Origin of the sequence: Mucilaginibacter sp., from assembly GCF_028288185.1 — a bacterium.
Taxonomy (GTDB): domain Bacteria; phylum Bacteroidota; class Bacteroidia; order Sphingobacteriales; family Sphingobacteriaceae; genus Mucilaginibacter.
Window position 1 is genome coordinate 59,519 of the sequence record NZ_JAQBOF010000022.1, and the last position, 13,012, is coordinate 72,530.

The 13,012-nt window shown below is 40.7% G+C and carries 10 protein-coding genes; 4 read left to right on the forward strand and 6 right to left on the reverse strand.

Going from position 1 to position 13,012, the window contains the following annotated elements; genetic code table 11:
• The first annotated feature begins 175 nt into the window (after positions 1–175).
• Both JWQ34_RS09100 and JWQ34_RS09105 read left to right on the forward strand, forming a co-directional pair.
• Positions 176–1,291: a carboxypeptidase-like regulatory domain-containing protein gene (locus JWQ34_RS09100; RefSeq protein ID WP_299356671.1), complete on the forward strand. Its 1,116-nt coding sequence runs from the start codon at positions 176–178 to the stop codon at positions 1,289–1,291.
• Positions 1,292–1,373: 82 nt separating this feature from the next.
• Positions 1,374–2,102 (forward strand): hypothetical protein, encoded by a 729-nt coding sequence (locus tag JWQ34_RS09105; protein ID WP_299356673.1) that lies wholly within the window; start codon positions 1,374–1,376, stop codon positions 2,100–2,102.
• A 1-nt stretch (position 2,103) separates the two neighbouring features.
• Here the strand turns inward: JWQ34_RS09105 and JWQ34_RS09110 are convergent, their stop codons facing one another.
• Positions 2,104–2,607 carry a hypothetical protein gene (locus JWQ34_RS09110; RefSeq protein ID WP_299356675.1) on the reverse strand — a complete coding sequence of 168 codons (504 nt, stop codon included), beginning with the start codon at positions 2,605–2,607 and terminating at the stop codon, positions 2,104–2,106.
• Between the two features lie 199 nt (positions 2,608–2,806).
• Here JWQ34_RS09110 and JWQ34_RS09115 point away from each other — a divergent pair, with 199 nt between their 5' ends.
• Positions 2,807–3,946 (forward strand): putative sensor domain DACNV-containing protein, encoded by a 1,140-nt coding sequence (locus tag JWQ34_RS09115; RefSeq protein ID WP_299356677.1) that lies wholly within the window; start codon positions 2,807–2,809, stop codon positions 3,944–3,946.
• 61 nt (positions 3,947–4,007) lie between these two features.
• On the opposite strand, the gene JWQ34_RS09120 is transcribed toward JWQ34_RS09115, so the two are convergent.
• The 4 genes from JWQ34_RS09120 to JWQ34_RS09135 form a co-directional block, all read right to left on the reverse strand.
• Entirely contained in the window at positions 4,008–4,436 is a 429-nt protein-coding gene (locus JWQ34_RS09120) for an SRPBCC domain-containing protein (protein WP_299356679.1), read from the reverse strand.
• A gap of 23 nt (positions 4,437–4,459) precedes the next feature.
• Complete coding sequence (locus JWQ34_RS09125; RefSeq protein WP_299356681.1) at positions 4,460–4,786, reverse strand: metalloregulator ArsR/SmtB family transcription factor; 327 nt, start codon at positions 4,784–4,786, stop codon at positions 4,460–4,462.
• A gap of 157 nt (positions 4,787–4,943) precedes the next feature.
• Positions 4,944–7,391 (reverse strand): TonB-dependent receptor, encoded by a 2,448-nt coding sequence (locus tag JWQ34_RS09130; protein ID WP_299356684.1) that lies wholly within the window; start codon positions 7,389–7,391, stop codon positions 4,944–4,946.
• A 141-nt stretch (positions 7,392–7,532) separates the two neighbouring features.
• Positions 7,533–9,440 (reverse strand): GxGYxYP domain-containing protein, encoded by a 1,908-nt coding sequence (locus tag JWQ34_RS09135; RefSeq protein WP_299356687.1) that lies wholly within the window; start codon positions 9,438–9,440, stop codon positions 7,533–7,535.
• Positions 9,441–9,672: 232 nt separating this feature from the next.
• Here JWQ34_RS09135 and fucP point away from each other — a divergent pair, with 232 nt between their 5' ends.
• Positions 9,673–10,908, forward strand: a complete 1,236-nt coding sequence (gene fucP / locus JWQ34_RS09140; protein WP_299356689.1) for an L-fucose:H+ symporter permease — start codon at positions 9,673–9,675, stop codon at positions 10,906–10,908.
• A gap of 119 nt (positions 10,909–11,027) precedes the next feature.
• Here the strand turns inward: fucP and JWQ34_RS09145 are convergent, their stop codons facing one another.
• Positions 11,028–12,404, reverse strand: coding sequence for a hypothetical protein (locus JWQ34_RS09145; RefSeq protein WP_299356691.1), 1,377 nt, complete (start codon positions 12,402–12,404; stop codon positions 11,028–11,030).
• Positions 12,405–13,012: the final 608 nt, after the last annotated feature.

Genomic DNA, 13,012 nt, shown 5'->3' on the forward strand with positions numbered 1-13,012 from the left:
TCTTGAAATTTGTTGCATAACCGCCGCCACTATCCGGTCGCAATGTGCTAAATGAAATTCAAACAGCTCTGACGAACGGGTAGCAAATCAAATTGTCAGGGGCCGAGAATAGGTTAACTAAAGGTATTTTATTATTAAAAAATATATACTTTTAACTAATCTGGTACCTACCTAAATGAAAACAATTATTTACCGTTTACTCTTTGTTATTCCTTTTTTTATTAATACTGCCGCAATGGCACAAGGACGTTACAACATTAGCGGTACCATAGCCGATGAAAAAGGCCAGCCCATAAAAAGCGCTACTGTATTTATTAGCGGGTCACAAAAAATAACCATTACTGATGACGAAGGGCGGTTTATGTTTGTTAACATGGATGCTGGCACGTTCCAGGTATCAGTACAGATGTTGGGGTACGCGCCCTATGCCCAAAACGTAATGATCAAAGCTGCATCAGCTACTATCAACATAGCGCTGACGCTAAGGCCAATAGCGCTAAATGTAGTTGTAATAGGCGGCGGTGATGACAGTAATTGGTGGACCTATTATACCTTGTTTAAGGGCCAGTTTATAGGTACATCAACCAATGCGCAGCAGTGTACTATATTAAACCCCAGGATGCTTCACTTAAATTACAACAAAAAGAAAGGAATTTTATTAGCCGATGCCGATAGATTTCTGATAATTGAAAACAAGTTTTTAGGCTATCGCATAAAATATATGCTTAAATACTTCGAGTATAACGCCATTAACAACGCCACCATTTATGACGGCGATACCAATTTTGAAGAATTACCCGGTACGGCAGGAATGAAAAAACGCTGGGCCAAAAACCGGGAGGAAGCGTATCGTGGGTCGTTGATGCATTTTTTACGATCTGTTTACACCAAAACTACTTTACAGGAAGGCTTTATAGTTAACACCTTATATAAATTTACCTACAAAAACAAACATGATGATGGGCCGACACTGTCTGTAGATGCCCGGCCCATAAAATTTGATAGCTTGATAACAGTTATTGACAGCTCATTTATATCGTTAAAATTTAGCCCCATTTATGTTACCTATAACCCCAAAAAAGCGGTGGATATAAAAAATAAGGGCGACTATCTTACTATGAAAGATATGGCATTAAATGATAAGGCATCGGTAATAAAACTACCGCTTAAAGAAGCAGTGATAGATCGTAAAGGCAGCTATGTAAACTATCGCGCGTTTGTTTTTAATGGCGATATGGGCACCAAAAGAATAGGCGACCAGTTGCCGTTTGAATATCAGCCTAATAATTAAATTCTCTATATTGTCTGACTAAACCAATCGGTGCATATGAAACGCCTGCTTTATCTTTTCAATTTTTGCTTGCTCAGCTGCATTGGCGCAAGCCACCAAAGAAACAACCACCGTAACCAGGAAAACAATGTCCATGAGCGGGGCCGACTATAATAAAATGTTTAAATTTAAAGTTACCGATCGTAATATTTATGATCAGGAAGGGCACGTGGTGGATTCTGTAACAGCAGATAAAATGGTAAAAAGCATGGACTACGGAATTAGTTTAGTAAGCACGAATGGACAGGAAAGCTTTAGACGAACGCTTACAAAAATCAACCCGAAACAGCAAGAAAGTATATATCAAAGCCTAAAAGATTTACCACACGCATTAAGAAGCAGGAGATTACAAGATGGTTTGACCCTTGATCTGAAACCCATCTCTCAACGGGTTGATACTGCTAAGCTATTAGGGAAAGCAATTATTATGATATTTTGGTGCACGGAGTGCTACAGCGGTGCCGGCGTGCCAAACCAGTATCATGCGGTTAATGATGTTATATCGACCTATTACAACCCGGATAAATTGCAGGTAATAGCTATAACCGATTCGCCATTTGATGTAGCTGCCGAGGCGCTCAAGAAAAGCCCTATACTTAATGCCCGCAATGTATTTGAAGCATCAGGCATTACAGATGCTTACCAAACTGATAACCGCCCTGTAATTGTTATGACCGACAAAGCGCACAAAATACTTTTTTCGATAAGTAACAATGCCGGCGTAACGGTCTGGATGCTCAATAAATTATTGAAAGAAAATGTAGCAAATTAGGCTACTTAAACTTTACGCTTTTTAACAGTCCCTCCAAAATGCCTTTTGCTTTTGCCTGATCCGCAGGTTCAAACTGTATCAAGCCGGCCGCCATACGGGTATTGGCTTTATTGGTGCAGAAATAACGATAAACCATAACGCCCTCATAGTTTTGCAATAGCACCAATATCTGCTTATCATCAACCGTAGTTAGCGTCGTAGTACCTAATGGCGCTAAAAACTCCTGCGTTTTTGCCAATGATGGATCTTGAGGGGTACGTGTTTGGCAATTAAACAAGACCAGTACATTATCAACTTTGTATACATCCTTAGCATTTTTAATTACAAAAGCTTTCAAGGTCTCGTTCTTCTTAAAATGCGCTGTTGTAAAAGTTAATACATCAGTACTTGACATTTTTACCATCCCCTTTGGCGGGTTAATAGTAGCATACGTCAGATCCATTTGCTGGGCCAGGCAAGTAATGCTAAATAATATACAGGTAATAAAAAGGGTTAGTTTTTTCATGATGTTTATTATTATAAATTGATGGCTACTAATATAGACTAAGATTAATAGGATTAAAAGATAAACTAAGATTTATTGGATTAAAAGATTTTAGGATTGTTGTCTTATCCTTTAAATCCTGGTCAAATTTTACCCTGCTATGTGCATTGATTTAAAACATTAAAGATATTTTTGATGTAACGCTGTAAATAATTATCAAATGCTATCAGAACCAACCTATATTGCTGCACGTATGGTGGCACCTACTATCGAGGCGCATTTTGCCAGGCATTTGGCAGCGGCTCGCCAACAGGGTGCAAATCATTTGGCCGACGAGCCGCAGGTGCCCATTATAGAGGCCATTATTGATGTAGCATTTTGGGCCAGCTTGCGTAAAGAAGAAGGGCATTCGCCAAAAATATCAATAGCGTTATTGCCGCCCAATCAGGCCAGCCAGCCGCTGATATTTGGAAACCACATACGCCTAACCCCGCATAACCTAACCAAGCTTGCCCCTGCGGTTGAAAGCCCCGGCATACATCTGGGTGTTTGGTTTGAAAATGATGAGCTATACGTTTGGGGTACCACACTGGCCATACCCGGAATTTGTTTTGTATTAGAGGTTGTTGAACCTGGCCTGCTGGTTATAAAGCATAGCCGTACCGATGGCTTTGGCAAGTTTGTAAACATAGCCGTATTAAAAGGCGATGAAATAAAAGTAATTGATGAGCAAAACACCGGCCTGCTAAATTGCCCTGCACTACTTGACTCTTTACCCGGAATGTCCCCACCGTTTGTAGATGGCGGAGTAAATATTCTGGTGGAACTAGCGGCATCCATGCGTATACATGGCCGTGGCGGCTTAGTATTGATAGTACCCGAACATTCTGACAAGTGGCAGGACTCTATTATCCACCCTATAAGCTACCCGGTAGTGCCAATTTTTACGGGCATTACCAAGTTGATGAAGCAGGATAAATGCGAACGCTCTAAAACCGACTGGCAGGAAGCGCTGCTACGTTCCATAGATATTGTAGGCGGTTTTACCGCTGTAGATGGAGCGACTATCATTACCCGTAATTATGAGTTGTTAGCCTTCGGCGCTAAAATTGCCCGCTCAGGCATGAGCCTGCCTGTAGACCAGATCATCACCACCGAGCCGGTAATGGATGGCATCCCTACCTTAATGCACCCCGGCCAAAACGGCGGGACAAGGCATTTGGCTGCTGCACAATTTATATTTGATCAGCGGGATGCTATCGCTTTAGTAGCCTCGCAGGATGGCAGGTTTACCATATTCGCATGGTCTGACAAGCTGGAGTTGGTGCATGCGCATAGGATTGATATATTATTACTATAGTTTGAAATAGATTTGACAACTTTTAAAAAGTTGTCAAATCTTACTTCTTGATGATATCGAACTAGTGTTTCGCCAAATACCCTGGTAAACCAGTACCTGTAATATAGGTCCAGCCTTTTGCAAAGCTTTCTCTTGCGAATGATGGATTATCTTGCGGGAACGTTTCCAGTCCGGTATGCGTTAATTTCAGGCGGGTTTTGTCGCCTTCGTCAAAAAGTTCCCAGGTTACATGCGAGTCGCCGGGATATTCCTCGTATCGCCAGGTGTGTGCTAGCTTTTTTAGTGGTATCACTTCGGTAATTACACATTTATGCCAAAAGGTTACGCCTTTATCACTACCTGCAAAGCGGAAAGTAAAACCAACCTCCGGCTTAAAATCCTCCAACTTGAAATACCAATCTTTCATTTTATTGTTGTCGGTTATCGCGGTCCAGACGCTGGCTATCGGTGCGTCATAGATTTGCTCAATTACAAATGGTTCTGTCTTCATGATTTTTTTTTGTTAGCTAATTATTATTTCTGTTGATCTTGTTGTTTCTCTTTTTCAAGGAACGCGCCCAGGGCATCTAGTTTTTCTGTCCAGAATTGCTGGTATTTGGCGGTCCAGTCGGCTACCTGTTTTAATTTGCCAAAGTCGGCATGGCAATAACGCTCCCGCCCCTGCTGGGTTATGGTAACCAGGCCACACTCGGTTAATATTTTGATGTGCTTGGATATGGCGGGTCTGCTGATATCAAACTGGTCGGCAACGTTATTTAAGTTTAACGATTGGCTTGCCAGCATACCAATGATTTCTCTGCGGGTTGGGTCGGCAATGGCCTGGAATACATCTCTTCTCATAAAAACAATCGGCAATAAGTAACCGTTCGGTTACAAATATATAAGTAACCATTCGGTTACGAAAATTTATTTTAAAAAAAATGCTGCAACAAAAACCGCATAAATAAAAAATGTCCGGGCCATGGAACCCGGAGCATTTTTTATTAGGAATTACTAACTAAAACTTATAGGTTAAAGTGGTTAAAAACTGCCGCGGTGCTATTGGTGTAATACTGTAGTTATCATGTATCAGGTAGTTAAAGGTATTTGTTACGTTGTTAACACCCGCAAGTAACGATACCTTTTTATAGGTGTAACCGGCTGTAGTATTAATGGTAACGAAACCACCAACAGGCAGTAACCGATTAAAGGCTTGTGCCTGGCCAACAGTATTGTTGTAACCACCCAAACGCGAACCAGTATAAAAGGCTGATGCACCTACTTTAAAACCGCGTAATCCATTTGAGGTAAACGTATAAAATAATGAAGCATTAGCTGTATTACGCGGATTAATAACAAGTTGCTCGCCCTCTATACTTGAGCCTTTTAAACCGGACGTTTTAGTGTAACGCATAAAGTTATAAGCATACCCCACAATAAAATACCAATTGTTTGAAAGATAGCCATTCACATCAACCTCTAACCCATCGCTGGTTGTCTGACCATTAAATTGCTTTTTGGTAGCATCGCTGTTTGGGGTTAGGCCATCAGCCAAAAATGGAGCCGTTACAGCCAGGTTGTTATTTACGATGCGATAGATGCTAAAGTTTGCCGATAGCTTTCCATCCAAAAATTCATTCTTAATACCCGCTTCGTATTGGTCGACTATAGATGGTTTTAACCCCTGGCCGGTGTAAATGTCGGTACCACTGTTCACCTGGAAATTGTTGCTGTAAGTTGCGTAAACCGATGTCGTCTTTACCGGTTGGTAGATCAATGCCAACTTTGGCGAAAGCGCGCGGTCATACCTGGTTAGGGCAGCACCGAAGGTTGTGGTTTGCTTTAAAAGATTTTGAATAGTTGTTTGATAAGTTTGTTGCCATGACCAACGTATCCCTGCTAAAACTTTTAATTTATCGGTAATGCTGATCAGGTCTTGCGCGTAAGCACCAACACGGTATACTGGCGCGGTGGTTAAGGCCGTATCAACCGCATTAGGTATATCTGTACGTTGGGTGTATTTATTAAGATCGATTATATTTATCTTATCATAAACATAGCTGCTTATAGGTATGGCGCCATTGTTAATGCCATACGCATTACTTTTGCTCAGTATTTTGGCAGCATCAATGCCTACCAACAACTGGTGATCAAAAGGCCCTGTATTAAATTTACCTTTTAAATTAGTTTGCGCTGTATAATTGTTTTCGATAGTATGTGCCCTGGCTAAACCACGGTTCCATTCGCCGGCCGCGTTTACTGTGTTAGGCAAGTTTGATCCATACGAATCTATATCAGAGCTTTGAGCAGATATGATGGCATTTATATTCCAATCGCCCTCAAATTTATGGTTCAAGGTAGCCGTACCCGAGTATTGTTTAACATTATTATAGGCCCAGTTAGTATTTATATATTGCGAGCGCGGTATCTGGGTAGGTATCTGTCTACCAGTATTTAACGATCCTACGCCCCAGTCGGGTGTAAGGTTTTGCTTATTATAATCGCCTTCCAATAATAAGGTTGTGTTTTTGTCCAGGTTAAATAATAATGATGGATTAACGTAAAAACGTTTGGTTTTTACCTGATCACGATAGCTGGCTGAATTTTCGTAAGTGGTAACTAACCTAAATGCCACGTTTTGGCTTATAGGCCCATACAAATCAATTAGCGGCTTGTAAAAGCTGTTACTGCCGTACCGCATAAAAACTTCGCCGCCGCTTTTAAATTGTGGTTTGCGGGTTACCATATTTATCACTAATCCGCCCGATACGTTGCCGTAAAGTAGTGCAGCGCTCCCTTTTAATATTTCAATTGATTCCAGTGCGCTGGCCTCGGTAAACCCGGCTGTATTAGCTAATACTCCGTTTTTAAAAACGCTGCCGGCGGTCCCTGTTATGCCAATGCTATAACCCCGCGCGGTTATTGTTTCGCCAACGCCGCCACGAGTTTGGGTCAACGTTACACCACTTACATTTCGTACTGCATCGCCCAAACGGTTAATTTGCTGATCTTCGATAACTTTTTTTGAAACTGTGCCGGTACTTTGCGGCAGATCTAAAGGTTTGATACCGGCCTTGCCGACCGTTAACGATTTGCTATACCTGCCAGCTGCGATATTCACTTCGTTAAGTGATGAAAAGCTTTCGGTAAGCATAAAATTCGCGATTGCGGTTTTGCCAGCTGTTACAACCACGTCCTTTTGTTGCGCAACCGCCCCAACAAATGTAACCTTGAGCGTGTAGGTACCTGGTTTAATATTACTAAAACTGTAATAACCGTTCTCGTTGGTACTGACCGATTGGTTTAGCGCTTCAATTGCAATGGTTACATAGGTTGCCGGTTTGTTATCAGAAGTTGTGATAGCGCCTGAAATTCTTCCGGTTTTGATGTCATCTGCTTTAAGTATGTTACAGCATAAACTGACGAATAACGTAAGCCAAATAGGTATTAGTTTGGTATGTTTCATATTATTTATATTTAGTCTAATTAAACGGCAAATATAGAAACATCAATAATAACTATTTAGAATTAATTTAAATAAAAATGAGAAACGCCCATATCAAACTGATATGAGCGTTTTAGATTGCAATGTAAAGCTGTTTCGAGACTATTTCTGAATCGACCTCCCCTGTGCAGCTTCCGGATTCTCTTTTAAATAAGTACGGTACAACTCAAAAAAATCGGGCGCGCTTAACAGTTCTATCTTAGGGTCTAGCTTTTTTAGTTCGGCAACAACCAGTACGTACCAAGTTGGACTTTTTAAAATATTGCGGAACCAATGGAAAGGTATTTTGCGTTGCTGTATCCTATTGTAGATTATTTGTGCGACTTTAACCGGGTCTTCGTTTACATCAGCGTCTGATCTAAGCACCGGCATAGCTCCATGCAATGAAGTTAACGGTACCTTTTGCGGCACAATACCATTGGGACTGAAAGCGGCATAGGCATCCAACCCTTTTTGGTTTAGCGGCGGCGCCTGGCCATCAATAATAAAACCGGTAATGGTTAGGCCCCATTGTTTGTAGTAAGGTTTGTTATGTGCAACCCAGGCATCTAACCCATCGGGCAGACCCGATAAAGGCCTTGGTGCTTGCAGCATGCCCGGCATTAAATAGCCCGCGCCATTATCCGCGGCAGCGAAATAATCATTAGGCGTAGCCGTTTCGCGACGATAGTCCAAAGCCATTGGGACACGCTCGGCCAGTACCGGGCTAATACTCCACATCATAGGCACCTTGCCCCTGTTCGGGTCGTCCCAAAGTGTTGGTGTAGTTTGCGATACCCATGATGATGCGTCATAATCGCCCACATAAAAAATAATGAAGTTGCGGCCCTTGTAATCTATTTTGCCATCGGCGTTTAAATAACCTTTTTTAGTTAACTCTGCTTTGGTTACCCAATTTTGCTTATACTCTTTTTTAAGCGGAAAATGTTGCCAGAAGGATGCATTTGCCAGCGCGCCATACCCAATAGCATCGGCATCTTTAAAAGCGTTGTAGGCGCTTATAATGCGCGAGTACTCCCACTCGGTGGCTACATCTTCATGCGTGCCTTTGGCGTGTTTGGTATATTTAAAAGCCCACGGCGGAAAACCACCCAGGTAGGCATAACCGCCTTTGTTTTGGTTATAAGCGGTTAGCAATAATTCTTTCAAAGTATTTACATCAGTGCCAGGTGTTTGGTTAAGATCATCTGTCGCGGGTTCATCAGCCCATGGGCTCAGATCGAAAAAGAAACCTTTGCGGCTGATAAAGAAATCGTGGTTTGATAGTGTGTGATGATTGCGGTTAGCCAAAAACGGATTCTTCAACCATTGCTGGTCTATATAATAAGCGCCGTATTTTGTATTGACCTTACCCGGTTTCATATATTTCTCCAGGAACCATAAATAAGCATCATTTTTTGCCGAGCCGCTTGATGGCCTGTTTGTGCCGGGGATAGTACCCTTGCCCGTAAACAATGATGAACCATCGGCATTTACCAAACTTACCCGTACCGGGATCTTTGGGCCATCGGTTATAATTTGCGAATAAAGGCTGTTGGGCGATGTGTCATATCTAACTACTATCAGATCATCAGCACCTGCGACAGATGATGCCACATTACTGGTAGCCTGTACAGCAGGGTCATACACAACCGCGCCCTTGATTTTTGATTTGTAAGCTGTTATTACATCTACCACATTATTATACACCAGCGTATCGCGCTTGCTTAGCCATTTGCCGGGCGCGCGGTATTTGTTCCACCAATAGCGGTCAATATCTGCATTCCCATTTTTTATAAGGAAGATGTATAGCTGCGGTGTGGTGCGGTTAACAATCCCCTGTAAGGAGGCTATGGTATGGGTGTAATCCCACGCCTTGTTGATGGATCGCTGGTCGCCATGTTCTATTTGCAGGGTAAAACCCAGATCAAGCAAACCAACAGGCGGCAGCTTTTTGATTGTTTGAGCAAATGCATTGTTTACAGCAGCCAAGCCGATAAACACGATAGCGATAAAAGCGTATTTTTTCATCAGGTAGTATAATAGAATGCCAAATGTAGCATTTACCACCTTAAATATTTAATACGGTATTTATTATGATATGATTAATAAAATTTGTTTTTTTGGCTGATATATAGCATATAGCCTAACCAGGCCCGGTATATAACCAATTTTAACTGTTAAACTTTTTTATTTACAACACACTATAAGTATGTTATAATTGCAATGCTTTGCAGTTAATTTACCTTAACCAATTAAACCAATGAGCCAAAAAGCAGCATTTACCGAGAAAAAATTCATTGTCACCTTAATTTTTGTCACGTCATTGTTCCTGATGTGGGGCGTATTGCACTCCATGAGTGATGTATTGAACAAACACTTTCAAACTGTATTAAAAATTTCAATAGCCGACTCCGGGCTGATCCAGTTCTCTGTATTCGGTGCTTATTTTATTATGAGTATCCCGGCAGGAATTTTCATGAAAAAATATGGTTACAAACCTGGCGTAATTTTAGGTTTGGTTTTGTTTGCAGGCGGGTTATTTTTATTTGTACCTGCGGCAAACGCGCACTCGTTTACATTTTTCAGGATAGCGTTATTTATTGTGGGTTGCGGCATGGCAACGCTGGAAACCGTTGCACACCCTTTTGCGGCTGCGCTTGGCGACCAACGTACAAGCGACCTTCGTATAAATTTCTCGCAAACCTTTAACGCGGTTGGTACCATCATAGGCCCTTCGTTAGGTGCATTCTTTCTTTTTGGCGGGCACCAGGCAACCGTAACAGATCTAACTTCAGTAAAAACATTATATGTAGCTATTGGTATAGTAGTACTTTTAATTGCTGTTGCTTTTGTGTTTTTAAAGATCCCTGCTTTAACAGATCCTCACTTAGCTACTGACTCTGACGATCCTGCAGCGCTAAACATAGATGTTGCCCCACAAAAAAAATTATACCAGCACAGCCACTTTGTATGGGCCTGCGTGGCACAGTTTTTCAACGTTGCAGCACAAGCTGGTACCTGGGCATTTTTCATCAACTATGGTACCAATGTTATGCATTTCACCGATTTAAAGGCAGGTTACTTCATGAGTTTATTCATGTTTATGATGCTGGCTGGCCGTATAGTTGGAACATCATTAATGACCGTAGTAGCCCCTAATAAATTGCTTACCATATTTGCCGCTGGCAATATCCTGATGTGCATTATTGTAGCACAGCACTTAGGCTGGCCATCATACATCGCTTTGCTGATGATTAACTTCTTCTTTAGTATTATGTTCCCGACCATATTTAGTCTGGGGTTGAAAAATTTAGGCAGCCATACCCAACAAGCTTCATCGTTTATTGCGATGGGTGTAGTTGGCGGCGCGTTATTTCCTTTCATTATGGGCCAGATAGCTAATCATAATGTGGCACAGGCTTATTATCTGCCAATTATTTGCTACATAGTTATCTTTATGTTTGGCTATAAATTTTATAAGGTTAAAACCTCATAACGCATAAATTTGGATTAATTATTAATTTAAGTTTCGTTAAGGCCCGGACAAAATTGTCCGGGCCTTTTTTTGTGCCTAATAATGTAGTTACCTTATTTTAGAACTTTTGCAAAGGTTAATTATTGCCATTTGGCCCAATTACTTTCGGACGCCCAATTAACGTTCCCAACCGCTCCACGATAGGTGGTTATTGCAAAAAATGATTTCGAAAAATCTACTCCCGTAAAATCAGCCCCGTTTAACGCAGGCGATCCACCGACAGGGCTGAAATCAGGTGCACCGGTTGTTGGGAAAATATTTTTTAATTTCAGGTCTGCCGATGCTACAATCACAGAGTTCTTATTAATAGCATTAGTTTCAAATATGGTTAATTCAGGGTCAGCAAATACCCCATAATCCTTGTCGAAAGAAAACGTCCGGCTAGTACTGTCTGATTGCACCAGATTACTTCTGAATTCTGCATTATCATTATTTAATATCGCAGGCCTGGTTCTTGGGCAAACCATAAAACCGCCCTGAGGATACTCGGCAATTATAGAGTTTCTAATAGCGAGGCGCGTGCCTTTACGCATATAAACACCTTGATTTAAATTAGTCTTCACTGTTTCCATTCCCTGGGGCCCAATAATGGTCATATTAGATACAACCGGCCTGGTCAATGGTACATTAGTTGTTGGCACTTCATCATTATAACTCTCAAACCCGTTCGCTCTTAAAGCCTGCGAAGATGCGACTGTGCGATAAGATATTAAATATTGCAAATTTCCCTGGTAGCCTAAATCAAAATCAAAATCATCATCACCATTATTATAAGCAATTAGATATGTTGCATTTACGGTACCGCCCACAAACTGAAAAGCATCATCGTTAGAGTGCGTTACCATAACATGATTTACTGTTGTGCCTGAACCGACACTGGCTAATAACAGTCCACTTGCTTTATCTACTGCCCATTCATCCTCGGCCGGCGGATTAATGCCACCTGCATATTCTATCCTTAAATAACTGATCGAACCAGAGTTATCTGCAGCGATACTTCCACCATATTGCGTATCTGCAGAAACTGCTAATCCGGCTACATTGCCCACCCCTGTGTTAGTTGGAGCATTACCCAGTAAAATAATAGCACCCCAATCTCCAGCTGCTTTAAGAGGCGCTGCAGAGGTAAATACTACCGGTCTGTCGTTTGTGCCGTTAACATATATTTTTGCCCCTTTGGTAATTACTAATACGCTTTTGGCCTGGGCCTGATCATTTTTTTCTGCATATACTGTTATACCTGCGGGTATAGTTAAAGTGGCGTTATTTTTAACATAAACCTGGCCCTTAAGGAAATAATTTTTGTTAGGATCCAGTGTGCGATCTGCAGTTATAGTTCCCTTAAGCGTATCAGTAACTTTAACGTTGGTAGTATTGTTGCTGCTTGTAGTTGAGTCTTTTTTACACGCAGCAAAAAAGCTTAGCGTTGTAAATAGTAGTAGATTAATCTTTTTCATGGTAGTTTCTTTTTTAGTTGATAACTTCAAAAAAAACCGAAATGTTTCGTTAAAATTAATAATTTTATAATTTTTGATGGTAATCTATAAACTAACGCAAGCCACCGAAAACAAAACAATAATATATATATAATAATTAAGTGCTTGCTATTCTATTTTTATACAAATCAAAATAACAAGCTAATTGTTAATGTATTATATGTTCAAATCATAATAGTAAGGGCTAACTGTATTTTCATTTTTTTTAAACTAATTAAAATATGTTCTGTTAAATATTATTTCCCATTCATTTTACATAATTGGATATTAATTTAACTTATTATTTATTCCCAAGCGAAATTGCATAGTAGCCTAATTTACACTAGTGTTGTGCAACACTATTTATATCAAAAAAAACTAAAGTAAAGTCCTAACCTTTACCATTAATTAAACGTTAAATATTACTTAAAACGTTAACAAGTTATTACATATAAATTCTATCCTATGGAACAAGATCTACTTGACCTTAAAATTACCAAGCCGCAGGAGGATGCGGTCCCGGATGATTCGCTTGATGTAAAAGAGTTGCTAAAAGTGCTTTCGTTTGTTAAGAACGGGAAATTAAATGT

What these genes read in the sequence shown, in the direction of transcription:
- JWQ34_RS09115 (WP_299356677.1), top strand. Translation starts at nt 2,807, where the DNA reads ATGCTATCAGAACCAACCTATATTGCTGCACGTATGGTGGCACCTACT.
- JWQ34_RS09125 (WP_299356681.1), bottom strand. Translation starts at nt 4,786, where the DNA reads ATGAGAAGAGATGTATTCCAGGCCATTGCCGACCCAACCCGCAGAGAA.
- JWQ34_RS09145 (WP_299356691.1), bottom strand. Translation starts at nt 12,404, where the DNA reads ATGAAAAAGATTAATCTACTACTATTTACAACGCTAAGCTTTTTTGCT.
- JWQ34_RS09130 (WP_299356684.1), bottom strand. Translation starts at nt 7,391, where the DNA reads ATGAAACATACCAAACTAATACCTATTTGGCTTACGTTATTCGTCAGT.
- JWQ34_RS09100 (WP_299356671.1), top strand. Translation starts at nt 176, where the DNA reads ATGAAAACAATTATTTACCGTTTACTCTTTGTTATTCCTTTTTTTATT.
- JWQ34_RS09120 (WP_299356679.1), bottom strand. Translation starts at nt 4,436, where the DNA reads ATGAAGACAGAACCATTTGTAATTGAGCAAATCTATGACGCACCGATA.
- JWQ34_RS09135 (WP_299356687.1), bottom strand. Translation starts at nt 9,440, where the DNA reads ATGAAAAAATACGCTTTTATCGCTATCGTGTTTATCGGCTTGGCTGCT.
- fucP (WP_299356689.1), top strand. Translation starts at nt 9,673, where the DNA reads ATGAGCCAAAAAGCAGCATTTACCGAGAAAAAATTCATTGTCACCTTA.
- JWQ34_RS09110 (WP_299356675.1), bottom strand. Translation starts at nt 2,607, where the DNA reads ATGAAAAAACTAACCCTTTTTATTACCTGTATATTATTTAGCATTACT.